Source organism: Ornithinimicrobium pulveris, from assembly GCF_050261105.1.
Taxonomy (GTDB): Bacteria; Actinomycetota; Actinomycetes; order Actinomycetales; family Dermatophilaceae; genus Ornithinicoccus.
Genome location: NZ_CP189837.1, coordinates 3,113,199 through 3,134,351, shown reverse-complemented (window position 1 = coordinate 3,134,351; position 21,153 = coordinate 3,113,199). Strand labels below are relative to the sequence as shown.

20 protein-coding genes are annotated in these 21,153 nt (G+C 71.1%); 16 read left to right on the top strand and 4 right to left on the bottom strand.

Going from position 1 to position 21,153, the window contains the following annotated elements:
- Window positions 1–208 precede the first annotated feature (208 nt).
- From ACQBAT_RS14630 to ACQBAT_RS14610, 5 genes are read left to right on the top strand one after another with little or no spacing between them, the layout of a single operon-like run.
- On the top strand, window positions 209–1,336 hold the full coding sequence (locus ACQBAT_RS14630) for an iron-siderophore ABC transporter substrate-binding protein (RefSeq protein ID WP_420748641.1): 1,128 nt from the start codon (window positions 209–211) through the stop codon (window positions 1,334–1,336).
- Window positions 1,337–1,396: 60 nt separating this feature from the next.
- A complete protein-coding gene (locus tag ACQBAT_RS14625; protein ID WP_420748640.1) occupies window positions 1,397–2,491 on the top strand; it encodes a FecCD family ABC transporter permease in 1,095 nt (364 codons plus the stop codon).
- Complete coding sequence (locus ACQBAT_RS14620; protein ID WP_420748639.1) at window positions 2,488–3,600, top strand: FecCD family ABC transporter permease; 1,113 nt, start codon at window positions 2,488–2,490, stop codon at window positions 3,598–3,600. The genes ACQBAT_RS14625 and ACQBAT_RS14620 overlap by 4 nt, the downstream gene beginning before the upstream one ends.
- On the top strand, window positions 3,597–4,460 hold the full coding sequence (locus tag ACQBAT_RS14615) for an ABC transporter ATP-binding protein (RefSeq protein WP_420748638.1): 864 nt from the start codon (window positions 3,597–3,599) through the stop codon (window positions 4,458–4,460). The genes ACQBAT_RS14620 and ACQBAT_RS14615 overlap by 4 nt, the downstream gene beginning before the upstream one ends.
- Window positions 4,457–5,416 (top strand): siderophore-interacting protein, encoded by a 960-nt coding sequence (locus tag ACQBAT_RS14610; RefSeq protein ID WP_420748637.1) that lies wholly within the window; start codon window positions 4,457–4,459, stop codon window positions 5,414–5,416. The genes ACQBAT_RS14615 and ACQBAT_RS14610 overlap by 4 nt, the downstream gene beginning before the upstream one ends.
- A gap of 172 nt (window positions 5,417–5,588) precedes the next feature.
- On the opposite strand, the gene ilvA is transcribed toward ACQBAT_RS14610, so the two are convergent.
- The 3 genes from ilvA to ACQBAT_RS14595 form a co-directional block, all read right to left on the bottom strand.
- Window positions 5,589–6,872, bottom strand: a complete 1,284-nt coding sequence (gene ilvA, locus ACQBAT_RS14605) for a threonine ammonia-lyase IlvA (RefSeq protein ID WP_420748636.1) — start codon at window positions 6,870–6,872, stop codon at window positions 5,589–5,591.
- Window positions 6,869–8,113 carry a M20 metallopeptidase family protein gene (locus tag ACQBAT_RS14600; RefSeq protein ID WP_420748635.1) on the bottom strand — a complete coding sequence of 415 codons (1,245 nt, stop codon included), beginning with the start codon at window positions 8,111–8,113 and terminating at the stop codon, window positions 6,869–6,871. Before ACQBAT_RS14600 ends, ilvA begins: the two co-directional genes overlap by 4 nt.
- A 63-nt stretch (window positions 8,114–8,176) precedes the next feature.
- Complete coding sequence (locus tag ACQBAT_RS14595; RefSeq protein WP_420748634.1) at window positions 8,177–9,199, bottom strand: 6-phosphofructokinase; 1,023 nt, start codon at window positions 9,197–9,199, stop codon at window positions 8,177–8,179.
- A gap of 160 nt (window positions 9,200–9,359) precedes the next feature.
- Here ACQBAT_RS14595 and ACQBAT_RS14590 point away from each other — a divergent pair, with 160 nt between their 5' ends.
- On the top strand, window positions 9,360–10,340 hold the full coding sequence (locus tag ACQBAT_RS14590) for a hypothetical protein (protein WP_420748633.1): 981 nt from the start codon (window positions 9,360–9,362) through the stop codon (window positions 10,338–10,340).
- Window positions 10,341–10,476: 136 nt separating this feature from the next.
- Here ACQBAT_RS14590 and ACQBAT_RS14585 read toward each other — a convergent pair whose 3' ends face one another.
- Window positions 10,477–11,070 (bottom strand): biotin transporter BioY, encoded by a 594-nt coding sequence (locus tag ACQBAT_RS14585; RefSeq protein ID WP_420748632.1) that lies wholly within the window; start codon window positions 11,068–11,070, stop codon window positions 10,477–10,479.
- 31 nt (window positions 11,071–11,101) lie between these two features.
- Here ACQBAT_RS14585 and ACQBAT_RS14580 point away from each other — a divergent pair, with 31 nt between their 5' ends.
- The 10 genes from ACQBAT_RS14580 (at window position 11,102) to ACQBAT_RS14535 (ending at window position 21,133) form a co-directional block, all read left to right on the top strand.
- Window positions 11,102–11,989: a hypothetical protein gene (locus ACQBAT_RS14580; protein WP_420748631.1), complete on the top strand. Its 888-nt coding sequence runs from the start codon at window positions 11,102–11,104 to the stop codon at window positions 11,987–11,989.
- Window positions 11,986–12,267, top strand: a complete 282-nt coding sequence (locus tag ACQBAT_RS14575; protein ID WP_420748630.1) for a hypothetical protein — start codon at window positions 11,986–11,988, stop codon at window positions 12,265–12,267. The genes ACQBAT_RS14580 and ACQBAT_RS14575 overlap by 4 nt, the downstream gene beginning before the upstream one ends.
- Before the next feature lie 172 nt (window positions 12,268–12,439).
- Entirely contained in the window at window positions 12,440–13,159 is a 720-nt protein-coding gene (locus ACQBAT_RS14570; RefSeq protein ID WP_420748629.1) for a hypothetical protein, read from the top strand.
- Window positions 13,160–13,251: 92 nt separating this feature from the next.
- The gene (locus tag ACQBAT_RS14565) at window positions 13,252–13,836 is read left to right on the top strand and encodes a class F sortase (protein ID WP_420748628.1); all 585 of its coding nucleotides are present in this window, start codon (window positions 13,252–13,254) and stop codon (window positions 13,834–13,836) included.
- A 36-nt stretch (window positions 13,837–13,872) separates the two neighbouring features.
- Window positions 13,873–15,132 carry an MFS transporter gene (locus ACQBAT_RS14560; protein WP_420748627.1) on the top strand — a complete coding sequence of 420 codons (1,260 nt, stop codon included), beginning with the start codon at window positions 13,873–13,875 and terminating at the stop codon, window positions 15,130–15,132.
- Between the two features lie 24 nt (window positions 15,133–15,156).
- Window positions 15,157–16,533, top strand: a complete 1,377-nt coding sequence (locus ACQBAT_RS14555) for a glucose-6-phosphate dehydrogenase (protein ID WP_420748626.1) — start codon at window positions 15,157–15,159, stop codon at window positions 16,531–16,533.
- A 5-nt stretch (window positions 16,534–16,538) separates the two neighbouring features.
- On the top strand, window positions 16,539–18,128 hold the full coding sequence (locus ACQBAT_RS14550) for a phenylacetate--CoA ligase family protein (protein ID WP_420748625.1): 1,590 nt from the start codon (window positions 16,539–16,541) through the stop codon (window positions 18,126–18,128).
- Window positions 18,128–18,472 (top strand): monooxygenase family protein, encoded by a 345-nt coding sequence (locus ACQBAT_RS14545; protein WP_420748624.1) that lies wholly within the window; start codon window positions 18,128–18,130, stop codon window positions 18,470–18,472. Before ACQBAT_RS14550 ends, ACQBAT_RS14545 begins: the two co-directional genes overlap by 1 nt.
- Window positions 18,459–18,866 carry a hypothetical protein gene (locus ACQBAT_RS14540; RefSeq protein ID WP_420748623.1) on the top strand — a complete coding sequence of 136 codons (408 nt, stop codon included), beginning with the start codon at window positions 18,459–18,461 and terminating at the stop codon, window positions 18,864–18,866. The genes ACQBAT_RS14545 and ACQBAT_RS14540 overlap by 14 nt, the downstream gene beginning before the upstream one ends.
- Window positions 18,863–21,133 carry a hypothetical protein gene (locus tag ACQBAT_RS14535; RefSeq protein ID WP_420748622.1) on the top strand — a complete coding sequence of 757 codons (2,271 nt, stop codon included), beginning with the start codon at window positions 18,863–18,865 and terminating at the stop codon, window positions 21,131–21,133. The genes ACQBAT_RS14540 and ACQBAT_RS14535 overlap by 4 nt, the downstream gene beginning before the upstream one ends.
- Window positions 21,134–21,153 lie beyond the last annotated feature (20 nt).

Genomic DNA, 21,153 nt, shown 5'->3' with positions numbered 1-21,153 from the left:
GTGGCGCACCATGCCGCGCGTTCGGTGGGCCTGTGGTGATGCACGGCGCGCGTTCGGTGGGTGTTTTCGGTGACATGCCGCGCGTCCGGTAGATAACCGAAGGTGGCCGTTTGCATTTGGGGTTAGGTGTGCCTAACCTTTCCGAGCGACCGGGCTGGCCGGTCACCGGACGCCCGAGGGCGCCCGAGCTCTTCGCAAGGAGATCTGCGTGATCCTGCGTTCGACCGGCTCGACCGGCATCCGCTCCACCTCCACCCTGCTCGCACTGCCGCTCATCGGTGCGCTGGCGCTGGGTGCCTGCTCGACCGGCCCGAGCGGTGCCGACGCGGGCTCGACCGGCGACAACGCGGGCTCGACCAGCGACGGAGCGGGCTCGACCGCGGGCGGGGCTGCGGGCAGCGAAGACACCGGAGAGTTCCCGGTCACCGTCGACCACGCCTTCGGCGAGACCACCATCGAGTCCGATCCGCAGCGCGTGGTCACGGTCGGCTGGACCGATCACGAGATCATGGCCGCCCTCGGGGAGGTCCCCGTCGGCGCCGTCAAGATCACCTGGGGCGGCAACGCAGAGGGCTCCACCGACTGGTTCGACGAGGCCGTGCGCGAGCTGGGCCAGGATCCGGCCGACATCACCCGCTACGACGAGTCCGACGGCATACCGGTCGATGAGATCGCGGCGATGGAGCCTGACCTGATCATCGGCACCAACTCGGGCATCTCTCAGGAGGACTACGACAAGCTCTCCGCGATCGCCCCGACCGTCGCCTATCCCGAGCAGCCGTGGAGCACACCGTGGCGCGACTCGGTCGAGCTGGTCGGCGAGGCCATCGGCCGCCCCGACCAGGCCAGCGAGGCGATCGCCGACACCGAGGCCGCCTTCGAGGCGACCAAGGAAGCCCACCCCGAGCTGGAGGGCACGAGCTTCGCGTGGGGGTGGTTCACCCCCACCGACACCTCCACGGTGGGGCTCTACACGGTGACCGACCTGCGCCCGCAGTTCCTCACCGAGCTCGGCATGGTCAACAGCCCTCTCGTTGAGGAGCTGAGCACCGACGGTGCGTTCTCGGCCAACGTCTCGGCCGAGCAGGCCGACACCATCGACGCCGACGTCTTCATCTTCTACACCGAGGGCGACTTCGGGGCCGAGCAGGTCCTGGCCGACCCCTTGCTCTCGCAGATCTCCGCGCTGCAGTCCGGCGCCTACGTCGCCTCCTCCGACCAGCAGGCAGCGCTCGGCATGTCCTCGCCGACCCCGCTGTCCATCCCCGTCGCGCTGGAGACCTTCATCCCGGACGTCGCGGAGGCAGCCAAGACCGCGCAGGAAGCCGGTCGCTGAGCGCCCGGCGCCCGCCTCGCCGACCACCACCACCGCTGACGACCGAACCGGCCCCTTCCTATGACCAGCACCTCGACCACCCGCACCACCGGCCCCGCACGGCCGGTGGAGCGGGAGCGTCCCGCCGACCCGGCAGCAGTTGGGCCGGTGCTGGTCAGCCGACGCCGGACCTGGTGGCCGTTGGCGATCGCGCTCGGCGCGGTCCTGCTCGCGGCCGCCATCTCGGTGGCCGTGGGCTCACGCACGCTCGGCCCGGCTGAACTCATCGACGGCGTCCGCGGCGCGCTCGCCGGGGTCACCACCGACCCGGCGGCAGCCGTGGTCGCCGCCCGGGTCGACCGCACCCTCATCGGCGCGGTGGTCGGCCTGGCGGTCGGGCTGTCCGGCGCCGCGATGCAGGGCCTGACCCGCAACCCGCTCGCCGACCCCGGCATCCTCGGCGTCAACGCGGGCGCAGCGCTCGTCGTGGTCCTCGGCATCACCTGGCTCGGGATCACCGGGCCGGGCGTCTACGTCTGGCTCGCGCTGCTGGGTGGGGTGCTCGCCGCCGCCCTCGTGTATGCCGTGTCCGCCGCCGCCCCCGGTGGCCCCGCCCCTCTGACCATGGCCCTCGCCGGGGCAGCCCTCTCGGCTGGGGCGATCAGCGTGGTGGCCGGCGTGCTCGTCAGCGACCGGGGCGCGCTGGACACCTTCCGGTTCTGGCAGGTCGGCAGCGTGGCTGGCCGTCCGGCGGGCGTCGTCCTCGACGTGCTCCCCCTCCTGGTGATCTCGGTGCTCATCGTCGCCTTCGCCGGACCGGTGCTCAACGCCACGGCGCTCGGCGACGACCTCGAGCGCGCCCTCGGGCAACGTGTGCACCTAGCCCGCGGCGTCGTCGCTGTCGGTGCGGTCGGGCTGGCGGCGTCCGCGGTGGCCCTCGCTGGTCCGGTGGGCTTCGTCGGTCTCGTCGTCCCGCACCTCGTACGCCTGGTCACCGGGCCCGACTATCGCCGCATCCTGCTGGGCAGCGCCCTGCTCGGACCGGTGCTCGTGCTGCTCACCGACACTCTGGGCCGCGTCGTCATGCCGCCCTCGGAGATCCAGGTCGGGATCATGACTGCGGTCCTCGGTGCTCCCGCGCTGATCTGGCTGGTCCGCAGGGTGGCGGTCCGATGAGCGCCCCCGCCACGGACTCGATCAGGAAGGGCGCGTCGCTGCTCCCGCACACCGCCGCCACCCCAGACGGCTCCCCGGTCTCCCTCGATGGCGCCGCGGTCCGCGTGGCTCGTCAGCGGGCCGGGCGACGCGGGCTGCTCGTCATCGGTGGTCTCCTGGCCGCCCTCGCCCTCGCCTTCACGATCCGCACCCTGCTCGGCGACTACACGATCACCATCCCTGACTTCTGGCGGATCCTGCTCGGTCACGACGCTGTCCCGGGCAGCGCGCGCTTCGTGCTGATGGAGTCCAAGCTGCCCCGCGCAGTGGCGGGGACCCTCGCCGGACTGGCACTGGGGGCCTCCGGTGCGACCTTCCAGCTGATGGCGCGCAATCCGCTGGCCAGCCCGGACGTCCTCGGCCTCACGATGGGCGCCAGCGCTGCGGCGGTCTTCTCCCTGGTCGTGCTGCGCGCCGATGGTCCCGCCATCGCGCTCGCCGCTCTCGCCGGTGCTGCGCTGGTGGCGATCGCGTTGCTGACCCTGTCCGGCAGCCGTCCCGGTGCCGCCCCCACCCGGATGATCCTCGTCGGGATCGCGCTGTCGGCGATGCTCACCTCGGTCGTGCACTGGGTGCTGCTGCGCGCCGACGTCTACCGCGCGCACGAGGCGATGGTCTGGCTGACCGGCAGCCTCACCGGCGTGACCTGGACCCAGATCGCACTCCTCGCGCTCGTCGTCGCCGTCGCCCTCCCTCTCTTACTGGCCACCGCCCGCGAGCTGCATCTCGTCGAGCTCGGCGACGACCTGGCCGCCGGGGTCGGCGCCCCGCCCCGCGCCGTGCGGGGCCGCGCCCTCAGCCTGGTCGTGCTCCTGGTCGCCGCCACCACCTCCGTCGCCGGCCCGATCGCCTTCGTCGCCTTCCTCTCCGGGCCCATTGCCCGCCGCCTGCTCGGCGGCCGCGCCGCCATCGGCGCGGCAGCCCTCGTTGGCGCGGTCGTCGTGGTGACCGCCGACCACCTGGGCGCCTACGCCATACCGGGCGTGAACCTGCCCGTCGGCGTGATCACCGGCCTGGTCGGCGCCCCCTTCCTGCTCTGGCTCCTCACCCGCGAAAGGGCCTCCTCATGACCGTCCTGACCGCCGAACGACTCAACCTCGGCTACGGCAAGACCGCCGCGACCGCGCCGATCGTGCACGACCTCGACCTGGTCGTGCCCGAGGGCAAGGTGACCGCGATCGTCGGGCCCAACGGCTGCGGCAAGTCCACCTTGCACCGAGGCCTGTCCCGGCTCCTGCGCCCCACGTCCGGCCGCGTGCTCCTCGACGGCCAGGACCTGCACCGGATGCCGACCAAGCAGGTCGCCCGGTCGATGGCCCTGCTGCCCCAGCACCCGGTCGTGCCCGAAGGCATCACCGTGGGCGAGCTGGTGTCCCGTGGTCGCCACCCGCATCACGGCTTGCTGCGCCAGTGGACGCGGGAGGATGACGGCGTTGTTGCCGAAGCCCTCGAGCTCACCGGCACCGGCCACCTCGTCAGCCGTGAGGTCGCCGAGCTCTCCGGCGGTCAGCGCCAGCGCGTGTGGATCGCCATGGTCCTTGCCCAGCGCACCGACCTGCTCCTGCTCGATGAGCCCACCAGCTTCCTCGACATCGCCCACCAGGTGGAGGTGCTCGACCTCGTCCGCGATCTGTCCGTCGGGCGCGGCACCACCGTGGTCATGGTCCTGCACGACCTGGCGATGGCCGCCCGCTACGCCGACCACCTGGTCGCGATGCGCGGCGGCCGGGTGGTCGCCCAGGGTGGTCCGCGCGAGGTCGTCACCGCCGAGACCGTCTGCGATGTCTTCGGCATCACCTGCCGTGTGCTGTGGCAGGAAGCCACCGGCGACCTGTCTGTCATCCCGCTCGGCCGGCACCGCCCGGTCGGGCACGTCCTCGGCGGCGCCGCCACCCCGCGGCTCGCGCCCGAACTGGAGGCCCACGCATGAACGCTCCCCTGCCCACCCTGAGTGCCGAAACCCCGGCCCGCCTGCGGCGCGCCGTCTCGGCCACCGCGTCGCGGATCGTCAGCTCGGCCGTCAACTCGCAGGCGGCCGCGAAGGCAACCCAGCTGTCCTACGCGCGCTCGATGGCGATGCCGCTGGAGCGGACCGAGCACCGCTGCGTCCCCGGCCACGTCGCCGCGACCGAGCAGGTCGCGCCCTGGCTGCGGCGACTCACCCTGCACGTCCCGTCCCTGTCCGGGTATGCCGTGCTCGGACCGGACGAGTTCGTCGGCCTGGTCATGCCTCGCCCGGGCATCGACCTGCCCGATCTCTCGCACGTCACCGGGCCGAACCCCCGGCCGGTCATCGCTGCCCTGCCCGAGGAGATCCGTCCGGATGTGCGGTGGTACACCGTCCGCTCCTGGGATGACACCACCCACGAGCTCGTGATCGATGTCGTGCTGCACCCCGAGGGAGAGATCGACGAGGGGCCGGGCGCGAGCTGGGTCCGCTCGGTCGAGGCGGGCGCCCAGGTGGGTACCGAGGTCGCGGTGCAGACGGGGACCGCGTGCTACCACCCTCCGACCGAGGCCAGGGTGCAGGTGATCGCGGGGGATGAAACGGCATACCCGGCCATCGCGGGGATCCTGGAGTCCGTGGGCGGTGAGGACGTTGAGCCGCATGTGTTCCTGGAGGTGGGCGCGGCCGGTGTGGTGCCCGAGCTCCCGACCCCTGCGCGCGGCAGCGTGACTCTCGTGGAGCGGGGCGACCGACGTCCCGGCGAGGCCCTGCTCGAGGCGATCTCAGCGGCCGCGCTGCCCGCTCCCGACTACGGCTGGGTGTGCGGCGAGCAGGAGCTGGCCGCGTCGGTACGCCGCCACCTGGTCAGTGAGCGGGGGTTGGCGAAGACGGCGGTCTACTTCTGCGCCTACTGGATTCTGGGGCGCACCCGCGGCTGAGGGCAGGCGGAGAGGGGATTCAGGGCGAGCAGAACCGTCCCGTGAGAGTCGTCCCGTAAGAGTTGAGTACGTGCGCAATTCCCACGTGACGATTTCCACGGGACGCCAGCGATGCCCTGCCGACGCCGGCATGTCCACCGGACACGTGAGGTGATCGCTGTGGCGGCCAGGACTACAGGATGAACCGGAAGAGCGGGCTGTCGGGAGCGATCGGCTCGACGTCCATGCTGGAGGCGGCCATCCGCTCGAGCAGCCCGGGCAGGTCGTCCTTCGAGCCGAGCTCGATGCCGACAAGGGCAGGGCCGGTCTCGCGGTTGTTGCGCTTGACGTACTCGAACAGCGAGATGTCGTCATCCGGGCCCAGCACCTCGTGCAGGAACCGGCGCAGCATCCCCGGCTCCTGCGGGAAGTCGACCAGGAAATAGTGCTTGAGACCTTCGTGGATCAGCGAGCGCTCGACCACCTCGGCATAGCGCAGCAGGTCGTTGTTGCCACCGGAGACCACGACGACGACGGTCTGTCCGGGCTCGATCCCGACCCGGTCCAGCGCGGAGGCCGCCAGCGCGCCCGCGGGCTCGGCGACGATCCCTTCATTCTGGTAGAGCGCGATCATCTCGGTGCAGAGGCGCCCTTCGGGCACGGCCACCAGCCCGGGTGTATGCCGTGCCACCACCTGATAGGTCCAGTCACCCGCGCGCTGCACGGCGGCGCCGTCGACGAAGCGGTCGATCTCGGGCAGCGTGACCGGCTCGCCAGCGTGGGTGGCGGCGATCATGCACGCGGCCCCAGCAGGCTCGACGCCGACGACGCGGACTCCGGGGTGCCGTTCACCCAGATAGGTGAGGCAGCCGGCGAGCAGGCCACCCCCACCGACCGGCACCAGGATCACGTCGACCTCGTGTCCGAGCTCGACCAGGTCCTCGACGATCTCCTGGGCGATCGTGCCCTGCCCGGCGATCGTGTGCGGGTGGTCGAAGGCAGGGACGAGCGTCGCGCCGGTGCGTTCGGCGTCTGCCCGCGCGGCGGCGGCGGCCTCGTCATAGGTCTGGCCGCCGACGATCACCTCGACCCAGTCGCCCCCCAGGGTGGCGACCCGTTCGCGCTTCTGCCGGGGCGTGGTGGCTGGCAGGTAGATCCGGGCGTTGACGCCGAGCGTGGCGCAGGCGTGCGCGACACCCTGGGCGTGGTTTCCGGCGGAGGCGCAGACCACCCCGGCCCAGACCTGCTCGGCATCGAGCTGGGCGATCAGGTTGGCCGCACCCCGGCCCTTGTAGGAGCGGACCGGCTGCAGGTCCTCCCGCTTGAGCCAGACGCTGGCGCCGGTGGCCTCGGACAGCCGCGTGCAGGCCTGCAGGGGAGTGCGCGAGACCCGGCCCGCGATCCGCTCCGCCGCGTCATCGACGTCCGCCGCGGTGGGCACGTCGAGGGGCCTCCCCTCCGAGGCAGTGCCGCTCACGCGCGCTCCTGCTCGAGCCGCTGCCGCGCCAGGGTCGCCAGGGCCGCCGCCTGGTCGCCGAGCACGGAGTCGTCGAAGAGGACCTCGGGCGAGTGGTTCCAGGCCGCGGTCTCCAGGTCCACCTCATCCGGGCTGCACTGCAGGAAGAAGAAGGTCCCGGGGATCTCATCGAGCACGAAGGAGAAGTCCTCCGAGCCCATGATCGGGTCCTCCCGCACCTCGACCCGGTCCTGCCCGAACTCCTCGCGCAGGGCCCCCAGCACCCAGGCGGACTCGTCGGCATCGTTGACGGTCACGGGGTACTGAATCTGGTAGTCGACCTCAGCGGTGCACCCGTGCGCCTCGGCGATGTGGGTGGCGAGCCTGGTCACCTCGGTCCGCATCAGCTCGGTGTGCTCCGCCGACAGCGTCCGCACCGTGGCCGCCAACCAGGCGTCATCCGGGATCACATTGGTCGCGTCCCCGCCGCGCAGCCGGGTGACGGTCAGCACGACCGGGTCGAAGACGCTGAACCGGCGCGTCACCATCGTCTGCAGGTCGGACGCGATCGCGATGAGCGCGGCCACGGGGTCGGCCGCGGTGTGCGGCTGGGAGCCGTGACCGCCGCGGCCGGTGACGGTGATCTCCAGGGTGTTGGAGCCGGCCAGGATCGGGCCGGTCCGCTGCCAGAAGACACCGCGCGGTCCAGGGCAGACATGGATCGCGTAGGCCGCGATCGGCCGGTTGCCGCTCACCTCGAGCAGCCCCTCGTCCAGCATCACCTTGGCGCCGCCGTAGCCCTCCTCGCCCGGCTGGAACATGAAGACGACATCCCCGGCCAGCTCCTCGCGCCGCGCGCTGAGCAGGCGGGCCGCGCCCACCAATCCCGCCGTATGCAGATCGTGCCCGCAGGCATGCATCGTCCCGGTGGTCGCGGCGTAGGGCAGGCCGGTGCGCTCGGTCACGGGCAGCCCGTCGGTGTCACCACGCAGCAGGACGGTGGGAACAGGCGGGTCGTCGCTGTCCCCCATCTCGCTGTCCCCCATCTCGCTGCCCGCGGAGCGCCGGCCACCCCGCAGCACCGCGACCACCGAACTCGTGCCCGTCCCCGTGTGGATCTCCAGCGGCAGCCCCTCCAGGGCGCGCAGCACGGCGGCCTGCGTCTGCGGGTTGTCCAGGCCCACCTCCGGGATCTGGTGCAACTCGCGCCGGAGCACGACCAGGTCGTCGGTGAGGGCAGCGGCGTCGGTGCGGAACGACATACCGGGAATCCTAGGAGGGACCACCGACACCGGGCCTCAGGGGCAGGAGTTCGGGCGAGCGCCTCAGCCGAAGAGGATGGCGGCCTCGTCCCACTGGTCGCGGGGCACGGACTTGAGCTCGCTGGTCGCATCGCGCAGGTTGACGTTGACGATGTCGATCCCCTGGAGGGCGACCATTGTGCCCCAGAGCTGGTTGCTGACCGCGTCGACCGCGGCGGTGCCGAAGCGGGTGGCCAGCACCCGGTCGTAGGAACTGGGCACGCCGCCGCGCTGGAGGTGACCGAGCGTGGTGTTGCGGGTCTCGATCCCGGTCTGCTCCTCGATCATCGAGGTCACCTGATCACCGATCCCGCCCAGGACCGGCCGACCGAAACCATCGGTCTGGCCGCTCTCGACCTGGTCATCGCCCTCGAAGGTGAACCCCTCGGCGACCACGACCGTCGGCGCGCGGCCGCGGTCCATCGCCTGCTGCACCCAGGTGCAGACCTGCTCGCGGCTCACGGGGACCTCGGGGATCAGGATCGCGTGCGCGCCCGAGGCGATCCCGGCGTGCAGGGCGATCCAGCCGACGTGCCGACCCATCACCTCGACCACCATGCAGCGGTGGTGCGCCTCGCCGGTGGTCCGCAGCCGGTCGATGGACTCGGTCGCGATCGAGACGGCGGTGTCGAAGCCGAAGGTGCGGTCGGTCGCGGACAGGTCGTTGTCGATCGTCTTGGGCACGCCGACGACCTTGATGCCGTCGTCGTGGAACATCCGGGCCACGGTCAACGTACCCTCGCCACCGATGGCGACGAGCGCGTCGATCTCGTGCTTCTCCATGACCTCCTTGACCCGCGCGGTGCCGTGGCCGTTGCGGAAGGGGCTCACCCGGGAGGTGCCCAGGATGGTGCCGCCGACCTTGGACAGGCCGCGGACCTTCTGACGGGGAAGGGGAACGATCGCGTCGTCGACCAGCCCGCGGAAACCATCGCGGATCCCCACGAACTCGTGGTCGTAGATGCGGTCACCCTTGAGCACGACGCCGCGGATGACGGCGTTGAGGCCGGGGCAGTCTCCGCCGGCGGTCAGCAGGGCGATCTTCATGGTGGCGTCCTGGGGTCGGGATCTGGGTCAGAATCTGGGTCGAGCGTGCTGGGTGCCGAAATGGCTGACGCCGGTCACCCTGGGCGGCCGGCGTCGATGCCTTCCTAGCGTATGCGCATCGTCGGCGCCGATGCCACCTGCGGTCTACGCTGCTCGCACGATGGTCGATCTGCCCGAGGATCTGGACGCCGACTCCGCGCTGCGGGCGGCCGTCGATGCCCTGTATGCCGTGGAGCCGGCCGAGTTCATCGCCTCCCGCAAGGCGTGGGTCACCCAGCTGCGGGGCGCGGGGCTGCGGGAGATCGCCAAGGAGGTCGGAGCGTTGCGGCGCCCGAGCGTGGCGGCGGCGACGGTGAACGCGCTGGTGCGGGCTGGGGATCCGGTGGTGGAACGTCTGCGCGAGGTGGGGGAGCGGCTGCGGCACGCGCAGTCGGCGATGGATGCGGCGGGGCTGGCTGCCTTGCGGGGCGAGCGCGATGCGGTGCTGGCTGACTGGGTCGCTGCTGCGGGTGAGCATGGTCCGGGCGGGGGAGACGAGGGCGCCCGCGGTGCGCTGAGCGGCGCGGTGGCCTCGGAGGTGCGGGACACGGCGATCGCCGCGCTGGCTGATGGGGCCGCGACCGAGGTGGTGCTCAGCGGGAGCCTGACGAGGGCGCTGAGCTACAGCGGCTTCGGGGAGGTGGACGTGGCCGATGCCGTGGCGCGGACGAGCACAGGGGTGGTGCTGACCCGAATCGAGGGTGGGGGCGAGGGGATCGACGAGCTGGAGGACGACCCGGACGAGCGCGACGAACTGGAGGACGATCAGCACGACGAGCGTGACGACCCTGAGCCTGGTCCCGATCTCGACCTGCTCGAACGAGAGCTGGACGAGGCGGAGAAGGGGGTTGCGGCATACCGGGCGGCGCGGAAGCAGGCGGCGGATGCGGTGACGGCGGCGGAGCGCGCGATCGAGGTGGCCCGGGCGCAGGTGGCGCAGGCCGAGCGGCTCCTGGCTGCCGCCCAGCAGCAGCTCGGCGACGCGGAGGCGGGACAGGAATCGGCGGCGGCCGTGCTGGCCGCCGCCGATGAGGACCTCGGGGCCGCCCGCGAGGCGCGCGATGCGGCACGGGCGGCGCTGGAGGAGGCCGAGGACGGCTGAGGTGTTCAGCGCGACGTGCGCATCGCTTCAGACCTCGGGTGATCGCGCAGGTGGGGTGTCACGCGGGAAGCGATGCGCACGTCCGCGTACCCGCGCGAGACGTGGTCGAGGCCGCGCGAGACGCGATCGCCCAGCCTCAGCGCTCGAAGCGGCGGACCAGCTTCCAGGCCAGCGGGAACAGGGCCGCGGCCAGGCCGGCCTTGATCAGGCCCGGCACGATGAACGGCGTCAGCCCGAAGGCCGCCACGGTGGACAGGTCGGTGAGGCCGAGGACGATGGCGAGATACGGCATACCGACCACGAACGGGGCTGCGGTGGCGAGCAGGAAGCCGCCCATGGCCAGCAGCACGTTGCGGTCCCAGGCGCGCTCGGCCGCCCAACCCGCGATCGCGGCGGCGCCGATGAAGCCGATCACATAGCCGAACGTCGGGGCCATCACATAGGCCGGACCGCCCGCGCCGCCGGCGAAGACCGGCGCACCGGCGAGCCCGGCGATCATGTACGTGGTCAGCGCGGCGGCCCCGCGGCGCATGCCGAGAGCGCCACCGACCAGCATCACGCCGAGGGTCTGGCCGGTGATCGGGACCGGGCCGATCCGCCACTCGGCCTGGGCCAGCACGCCCACGACGGCGGCGCCGATGGCGACGAGAAGGACATTGGTGAGCGTGGAGGCGCGGGGCACGAGGCGGTCGACGAGGACCCCCGGGCGCGCGATGGCTGCGGTCGACATGGGCGACAGCCTGCCACAGTAGGTTTGACCCGTGACGACCACCGATGCGCAAGGTGACCAGGGCCCCGTGGCCGTGGTGCCGCTGCATGTCCTGGGGACCGACGTCGACCTGCGGCTCGGGGGTGGGGAGGAGGACGCCCGGACGCTTGCGGAGGCGGTGCGAGAGCGCTGGCACCTGTGCCTGCGCGACCCTGATCGAGCGGTGAGCCGGGACCCCGATGACCCCGATCACGTGCGCGTCGTCGAGGCTGCGCTGATGTCGGACGACCAGGTCGAGTCGAGCAGCGCCTGGGACCGCGGCGAGACCGATGTGCGCGACAGCGACCTGCGACGGCTGCTGCAGCGGCTCACCCAGTCGGTGACCTTCGCGGTGATCGGGGCGCGCTCGGGAGAGCTGCTGATGCTGCACGCCGCGGCGCTGGCGCACCCGGAGACCGGCGCGACCGCGGCCTTCGTGGCGCCGGGGAACACCGGCAAGACCACGCTGTGCCGCACGCTCGGGCCCGCGCTCACGTATGTCTCCGACGAGACGCTCGGGGTCCGCCGGGACGGCACGATCACCCCCTATCCCAAGCCCCTGTCGACCCGCCGCCCGGACTGGGTGGGCGTCAAGGACGAGCAGGCGCCGGGCGAGTTGGGGCTGCGCGCGCCTGTGGTCGAGCCCTGGCTGGCGGGCATCGTGCTGCTCCGTCGGGAGACCGAGCATGAGGGGCCGCCGCAGATCGAGGAACTCGACACCTTGGACGCGGTGATGGCCCTGACCCCCGAGTCCTCGGCCTTCATGAAGACCGAGGGGCCGCTGCGCTGGCTCGCCGACGTCCTCGAGCGCACCGGTGGTGCCCGCGCCGTGGAGTATGCCGAAGCGGCCGACCTCGCGCCCCTCGCCGAAGAGATCTGCGGGCGGGGATCGCCGTGGTGAGCGGGGAGAGCGTGATCACCTATCGGGCGGTTCCGGCCCACGACGAGTTGCACCTGGACGGGGAGTCGCTGGTGCTCGTCGACGGGCAGGTGCAACGGGTCTCGCCCTTGGGGACGTTGATCCGCGAGCGCGCGGTGGAGCCCGCGACGGTCGAGGAGCTCGCGGCGGCGCTGGTGGAGGAGTTCGGGGCGCCGCCGGACGGGGACGCTGTCGAGGTGACCAGGGCCTCGGTCGAGGCGCTGGTGGACGCCGGGCTGCTGGAGCGCGACTCCCTCTGAGGGTCGCGGCTGTGCCGGCTGACCACGAGATGAGACACGCCACGCGCGTCGGCTTGGGTTGCTCAGGCGTGCTCCGCTATGGTGCGGAAGGTAATCAAGTTACAGATGTGTCATTTGTGGCGTCTGTGACTTGTGTTGTTTTCAGAACATCGTCGAGATGAAGGACCCAGACATGCGTACCCGTTCAGCCCGCGGTCTCACCACCGCCCTCGGTGCCGGTGCAGCGCTCGTCGTCCTGGCGGGTGCGCCCTCGCTGGCCTCCCAGGCCGACGGCGTCACCTGCGACACCCAGACCTTCGACGCCGGCCAGCCGGAGGTGCAGCTGCCCTCCTCCTACGCCAGCATCCTCGACGAGGGCGAGAGCTTCGTCAGCCTGACCGTCCAGGCCGGGGGCGACTCGAAGACCTACGAGTCGCCCGCCTATGACACCCCGTTGGGCGCCGGTGGCGGCAATGTCACCGGCACCGTGCTGTGCTGGGGCCCGACCGAGGCAGCCGCCGGTGACGACGCCGGTGAGGACGACGGCGTTGCCGACGAGACCACCGACGACGGTGCGGCCGACGACGGCGCCAGCGACGACACGGCGACTGACGACACGGCGACTGACGAGGGTGCGACCGAGGACGACGCCACCGAGGACGGGGCCGACGAGGCCGCAGGCCCGGACGACTCGGGTTCGGATGACGGCACCGACGACTCCACCGACGAGGGCGCAACCGAGGAGGACGGCGACGACACCACCGACGGGGCCGTCCCGACCGGCCCCGCCGTCGAGACCGACGGTCCGGCGACCGCGGGCGTCAACCTCGGCCTGATCGGCGGCGCCGCCCTGGCGCTGGTCGGTGCTGGCGCGGTCGGTGTCGCCCTGCGACGCAAGTCCCTCGGTCACTGAGGTAGCACCTCGAGCACTGCGCCCCGACGGTCTCCTCGCCGAAGCCACCATCCGGCTCGGGTGACGTCGGGACCGGGTGAGCGACGACATACATGAGCAATCGACCCAAGCTGCTGCTTCCCACGGGACTGCTCGTGGGGACCCTCGGCCTGAGCACCCTGGCGGTGCAGGCCGTGGGTGCGATCCAGGGACGTCAGCCCGCGATCGCGGCGCACGGGCCGGACGCGCCCGCGTGGCTCTCGGTGCCGACCGCCGGCATCGAGGAGCAGGTGATCGATGCCCAGGGGCTGACCGCGCAGGGCGTGATCGACCCGGATCAGGGCGAGGCGATCTGGTACTCCGGCACCAATCGCGCCGTCCCCGGCCAGCTCGGGACCGCGGTGATCGCCGCGCACATGGTCTATTACGAGGAGCCCGACGTCTTCGCCGACCTCGGCGAGGTGACCGAGGGCGACATCGTCACGATCGGCTACCGCAACGGCAGCACGCGTGAGTTCGTGATCACCGACACGATGCAGTTGTCCAAGAAGGGCACCCAGACCTCGCCGGAGGTGTGGGACGACCAGCAGGACGTCGCGAGGATCGCGCTCATCACCTGCGATGACTCGCTGGGCGAGCGCGCGGACGGTCACCGCAACGCCAACTTCGTGGCGATCGCCGAGGCGCTGGAGGAGTAGGCTGGGGCTCTCGCGCTCGCGAGACCACCCACCGTCGTGCCACCCGAGAGGGTCTCCTTCATCATCGTGCCCGAAAACAGCCCTGCGCCCGCGGATGGCGGCTCCGCAAGCCCGGCCGCGAGCACCGCATCCTCGCGCGCCCGCCTCCTCGCCGCCATCGCCCTGGTCACCGGCGGCTTCGGGATCGGCATCACCGAGTTCGTCACGATGGGCCTGCTGCCGCAGATCGCCGAGGGCTTGGCGGTCTCGATCCCGCAGGCTGGGCACACCATCTCCGCGTATGCCGTGGGCGTGGTCGTGGGTGCACCGCTGATCGCGCTCGGCGCGGCCCGCCTGCCGCGGCGGGCGGTGCTGATCACCCTGATGCTGCTCTTCGCCGGTGGCAACGCGCTGACCGCGATCGCGCCGACCTACGCCACGATGATGGGCGCGCGCTTCCTGGCGGGGCTGCCGCACGGCGGCTTCTTCGGGCTGGCGGCGCTGGTGGCGATCTCGATGGCGCCGAAGGGACAGGGGGGTCGGGCCGTCGGGACCGTGATGCTGGGCATTCCGATCGCCATGGTCGTCGGCGTCCCGTCGGGCACCTGGATCGGTCAGGAGCTGGGGTGGCGGGTGGCCTTCTGGGCCTGCACCGCGATCGGCCTGCTGACCGCGCTGCTCGTCCGGCTCTGGGTGCCGCACACCGCCGGTGATCGTGACAACTCCTGGCGGACCGAGCTGAGTGCCTTCCGCAACCTGCAGTTCTGGATCACCGTCCTCGTCGGCGCTGTCGGTTTCGGTGGCTTCTTCGCGATGTACTCCTACATCGCCCCGACCGTCACCGAGGTCACCGGGATGGGGCAGAGGTGGGTGCCGATCTTTCTGCTCGTCTACGGGATCGTCTCGATCATCGGGACGTCCGGGGGTGGCCGTCTGGCCGACTGGTCGGTGCTGCGCACGCTGGTGCTCACCGGCGTCGGCTCGATGGTCTCGCTGCTCGCCTTCTGGCAGACCCAGCAATGGCTGATCCCCGCGTTGATCACGCTGGTCGTCGTCGGCCTGAGCAGCTCGGCGTGGGTGATCGCGCTGAACCTGCGGCTGATCCAGGTGGCCGGGCGGGCCCGGACGTTGGGTGCCGCGATGATCCACTCCTCGCTCAACACGGCGAACGCGCTCGGCGCCTGGCTGGGTGGTCTGGTGATCACCCTGGGCTACGGCTATCAGGCGCCCTCGCTGGTCGGCGCGGCACTCTCCTTCGCTGGTCTCATCCTGCTCGCCCTGTCCCTGCTCGTGCACCGGCGCAGCCAGGCGGTCTGAGGTCGATCCCTCTAGGCTGATTCCATGACGGATCAGTCGACGACCCTGCTCATCCTCGGCGCCTCCGGCGACCTCACCCGACGTCTCCTCCTTCCCGGTCTGGGGACCCTGCTGCGGGAGGAGCCGGACCGCAAGGTCCACGTCGTCGGGGCCGACCGCGTGGAGCTGTCCCAGGAGGACTGGGTGAAGCGGGTCAGGGACGCCCTGACCGAGGCCGAGCTCGACGAGGCGCGGATCGACCGCCTGGTCTCGGACACGACATACCGCCAGACCGATGCCCTGGACCAGGAGCAGCTCTCCGACCTGCTCGACTGCTGCGGTCGCTCGCTGGTCATCTACTTCGCGCTGCCGCCCTCGGTGACGGTCAAGGTGTGCGCGCTGCTGGAGAAGATCCACGTGCCGCGAGGCACCCGGCTCGCGCTGGAGAAGCCGTTCGGTAACGACCTCGAGTCGGCGCGGGAACTGAACGCCCAGTTGCTGCGCGTGGTGCCGGAGGAGGACATCTTCCGGATCGATCACTTCCTCGGCGTCAACACGATCCTCAACCTGGTCGGGATCCGGTTCGCCAACCGGCTGCTTCAGCCGATCTGGTCCCACGAGCACATCGACAAGGTCGAGATCTGGTACGACGAGGACCTGGCGCTGGAGGGTCGGGCGGGCTACTACGACCACGCCGGGGCGCTCCTGGACATGCTGCAGTCACACCTGCTGGAGATCCTGGCCTTCTTCGCGATGGAGGCCCCAGCCACCATGCACGAGAAGGAGGTGCGCTCGCTCAAGGCCCAGGCGCTGCGCGCCACCCACGCCTGGGGACACGATCCGGCCGCCGCCTCGCGCCGCGCGCGCTACACCGCCGGTGAGATCAACGGCCGGCAGATCCCGGACTATGTCGCCGAGGACGGGGTGGATCCCGAGCGGGCCACCGAGACCCTGGCCCAGTTGACCGTGCAGCTGGACAACGCGCGGTGGGCCGGCGTGCCCTTCACCTTGCGCTCGGGCAAGGCGATCGGCACGGCACGCAAGGAGATCGTGGTCACCTTCAAGGAGCCGGCGCACGTGCCCAGTGGGTTCACCCAGAACCCGGCACCGGACCGGCTGGTGCTGGAGATCAAGCCCGGCGCCGTCACCCTGGACCTGTCGATGAACGCCGAGGGCGACCCCTTTGAGCTGGAGCAGAAGGAGTTGACCGCCGAGCTGGGCAAGGCCCGCATGCTGCCCTACGGCGAGGTGCTCGGCGCGATCCTGGACGGCAACCCGCTGATGACGATCCGTGGCGATGAGGCCGAGGAGCTGTGGCGGATCGTCGAGCCGGTGCTCGCGGCCTGGAAGGCCGACGAGGTCGCGCTGGAGGAGTACGCCGCCGGATCCGAGGGACCGGAAGGGGACGGCTGGTTACAGTGAGTCCCATGTGGCGGGACATCGGGGAAAAGGTCTGGATGAGTCGGCCGCTGACGGCGGCCCGGCGCGGGTCCTTGCGGGCGGGCACGAAAGCGCTGTCGGCGACCTACAGCCTCTACAAGGTCCACCCCGCCACCTGGCGCCTCACCGCGACCCACTACCAGCCGTGGATGGGTGACTTCGCCCGCTGGCACGCCTGGATGTCCTGCCAGCTCGGCGCACTCAACGTGCCCGCCTACCAGCAGCACCTGGCCGAGCACGACTGGCGGTTCCGGTGGTGGGACCTGACCAACTACCCGCCCACCGACAAGACCAACTACGTCCAGCGCCACGACGAGGCGGCCCGCTCCCGACGCGGCGCGCTCGAGCTGCGCGGCACCCTGGTGGACGAGTCCTCGGGGTCGAGCGGAACGCCATACAACTGGGTCCGGGGCCGGGACGAACTCGCCGACATCCACCGCAATGTCGCCGGCTTCACCTCGCTGATGATGCGCGGCGAGGACCGTCTGTTCGTGATCAACGCCTACTCGATGGGTGCCTGGGCGACCGGGACCAACACCGGGATCGCGATGGCCAAGATCGCGATGGTCAAGAACACGGGCCCCGAGCTGGACAAGATCGTCGACACCCTGCGCCACTTCGGCCCCGACTACACCTACCTGGTCGCCGCCTACCCGCCCTTCCTCAAGGACCTGCGCGACCGGCTGGACGCGCAGGAGTGGGACTGGGCGCGGTGGCGGATGCACGGGCTCGTCGGCGGGGAGGGCATGACCGAGGCGCTGCGCGACTACTGCGAGGAGCGCTTCCTGACCGTCCGCTCCGGCTACGGCGCCTCCGACCTGACCATCGGGATCGGCGGCGAGACCGACCTGACCGTGTGGCTGCGGCGCGCGCTGCTCGAGGACCACGACCTGCGCGAGGCGGTGCTCGGCCCGGACGAGGCGCGCACGCCGATGATTTTCCAGTACAACCCGCTGGAGACCTACCTCGAGACCACCCCCGACGGTGAGCTGCTGTGCACGCTGACGTCGACCTCGGTGCTGTCGCCGAAACTGCGTTACAACATCGGTGACGAGGCGCGGCTGATGGACTGGCATGACCTGGCGGCGGTGCTGCGCAGCAATCCGCGCTGGCAGGCGCCTGCTCGCGAGGCGTTCCGCAAGCAGGGGATGAAGCTGCCGTTGCTGCTGCTCTTCGGCCGCGCGGACGCGACGATCTCGTTCATGGGCGCCAACATCTATCCCCAGGATGTCGAGAACGGGCTCTACACCGACGAGGCGCGAGCGGCGCAGATCGCCTCGTTCACGCTCACTTTGGAGGATCGGGACGGGGATGCGACGACGCAGCAGCCGACGATCCACGTGGAGCTGCGCGAGGACGTGGCGCTCGATGACGCGGGGCGGGCACAGTTGTCGGCCGACGCGCGGGACGGTGTGCTGAGTTATCTGGCGCGGACCAGCCGGGACTTCGCGCAGTCGCTGGAGGAGAGCGACCGGACCGACGACATCGAGGTCCGTGTGCACGACCACGGGACCGGGCCGTTCGCGGGGCTGCCGGACAAGCTCAAGCGCGTCTACCTGCGCAAGGGCGATGCCTGATGGCGGGAGCCGATTCCCGTATGCCGCAGGCTGGCGCGATCTTCGTCGGTGCCACCCGCTACGCCTCGCCGTGGGCGTGGCTGCGGCTGGCCCCGCGGTGGAAGGCGATGGTGAAGGGCATGAAGCAGATGCCCGGGTATCTCCACCATCAGGTCTACTTCGACCCGCCCTTCACGCTGGGCACGGTCGGCTACTTCGCGACGCGGGAGGACCTGATGGTGTTCGCGCGCAGCGAGGTGCATCGGGGGTTGATGCAGTGGGTGACCGACGGGACGACGAACGCGACCGGGGGTTACATCCGGGTGTATGAGCGGCGAGAGGGGCAGGCCGATGCGGACGCGTGACTTCTCCTCGGCTCCGCCGCTGGCGCGCGCCGCGGCGATGCTGACGGTGGTGCCCCCAGGCGGTGGGTATGCCGTCGCAGCCTCTCCCCGGTGGTTGCTCCGGGTGCGCGGTCGGCTGAGGTCGTCGCCAGGAGTGGTGCGCCTGGAGTGGCTCCGGCCCGGTCCGCGACCTGCTGGCCTCGTGGCCTTCTTCGAGGATGCGGCGTCGGCGGAACGGGCGATGGCGGCGGTGATGGCCAAGGCGGCGGACAGCGAGGTGCACCTGCACGTCGCTCACCCCAAGGGCTACAGCAATGGTGTCTGGCGGGCCGAGGGGAACCAGATGGCGCACATCGAACGCTTCTCCCGGCTCGAGGGGGAGACGCGACCGCCCTTGGTGGCGGACGAGCCATGAGCGATGGGGACGGTGCTCAGGAGGCTGTAGCCGGGATCGGCGGCACGCAGCCGCCGCCGGACACTGCCCGGCCGCCCGCCGAGCTCCAGCAGGGCCTAGCGCTGCGGGCGATTCCGGTCCGGACACGGTCACAGGTGCGGCAGTTCCTCGAGCTCCCGACCTGGGACGAACGGCGCGACACGCACGCAGTGCCGTTGTGGCACAGCACGATCCGCTCGTGGTGGCGGGGGACCGGGCCGCACCGTGCACACGGTCCGGTCGAGCTATACCTCGTCCTCGACCGAGCCGAGCGGGTGCGCGGACGGACCACACTGCATACGGACACCCGGATGGACGCCACACTCGGTGAGCCGACCCTGTTACTGGGGGCGACCGAGTTCGCCGATCGGGCGGCGCTTGCCGCCATCGTGGAGCACGCGCTCGCGGTCGCCCGGCAACGCGGTCGGACGCGACTGCTCGGACCCGTGTCGCTGCTGCCGAACCAGGTCGGCGGGGTTATCACCGACGGCTTCGAGGAGCCGGGCTTCGTGGACGGGCCGTGGAATCCCGAGCACGTGCCGCAGGACTGGGAGGCGCTGGGGTTCGAGCGCATGTGGACCGGGGCCACCTGGCGCGTGGACGATCTGCGCGGACTGGAGCCGCACGAGATCTTCCCGGTGGACGACCTGCCGGAGGGCGTCGTGCTGCGTCGGGGGAGCCGTCGGCAGCTTGCCGAACAACTACCGGTGCTCCGCGAGATGCTGAACGCCGCCTTCGCCGAGCTCGGCTACTACACGCCCATCGAGGCGGACGAGCTGGCGGCGGCGACCGATGGGTTGGCGCACCTGCTGGACGAGCGACTGCTGCTGTGGTTGGAGCGTGGGGCTGGGGCAGGCAGGGGCGAGTCGGTGCCGCTGGCGTTCGTCCTGGTCATCCCCGATCTCACGGAGTTCGTGCGGTCGACGGGTGGGCGGCTTTCGCCGGTAGACATGGTGCGGCTGCTGGCGACCAGAGGTCGGTATCGCGAGGACGCCGTGCTGATCATCAAGGGCACAGTGCCCGGCGCGCGTGGGCAGGGCCTGATGAGGCACCTTTCGCATGAGTTGCTGGCGGGGCTGCGGGCTGGTGGGTATCGGCGGCTGTCGGTGACCTTCATCGAGGACGACAACGCGGGGTCCCAGGCGCAGTTCGTGGCGATGGGTGGGCGGCCGTTGCACCGGACCTGCTTCTACAGCCGGGCCGTGGAACCGGCGGGGTTCGCCTCGCTGGCGGAGCAGGTGTCGGCGCGGTCGGTCTCTTGGGGGCGCGCCCCGAGCGCGCACAACACGCAGCCGTGGCGGGTACAGGTCCTGGACGATCGCGCTCTGCAGGTGGGCTGGCATGAGGATCGCGAACTGCCGGTGGCCGATCCGACGCGTCGTGACCTGTTCTTGTCGTTGGGTGCGCTGGTGCTCAGCCTTCGCGTCGTGGCGGAGGATCTCGGCATCGTGGCGACCGTGGCCTGGGATGTCGAGCTGCCGACGCGGCGCGCTGCGGTGGTGGCGCTGCAGCCTCGCGTGTCGGCTGCTGCGCCACCGCGGCCGACCTGGTCCCTCGGTGATCTTCTGGCTCGACGCACGGTCCGGGCTCCCTTTCTCACCGCGCCGACTGCAGCGGAGGTGGCCGCGTTGGCGTCCGCGGCTGCGCTGCCCGGCGGTGTGGATCTGGTGGTCCTCCCCGATGAGCTGGTCGACGAACATGAGGTGGCGGCTGCGGCATACACCTTGACCGGGCCCGGCGCGGAGGAGCTGGCGTCCTGGTTGCGTCTGGACCGCAGCCACCCCCGCTACGACCTGGATGGGCTGAGCGCTGAGGCCCTCGGGCTGTCCCGGCCGGAGGCGCGGGGCTTGCGATTGTTGACCAGATCGGCCGGGCTGCGTGGGGGCTTGCGCCTCACGCGGGCAGATCGTCTCTTGGCACGGTCGAGCGTTGTGTCGCCGCGCGGCACGGTGGTGGCCCTGATCGCGCGGCCAGGGTTGTCCCTGGAGCGCATCGGTCAACTCGGCGAGCACCTGATGTCGGCGTGGCTAGCCGGGACGAGGGAGGGGTGGTCGGCGCATCCGCTCAGCGAACTCGTGGACCATGCCCCATCGGCCGCGGCCCTGAATGGATGGGTCACCGGCACGGCTGGTCGGCCTTCGCAGGTCTACTCGGTGTGGCGATGGGGTAGCCCGATCGACCGATCTGACGAGAACGGTGGGGCTGAGCTCTCCGTGGACTTTCCGATGAGTCCTCGGCTGACCGACTGACTCTGAGCCATCCGGTTGAC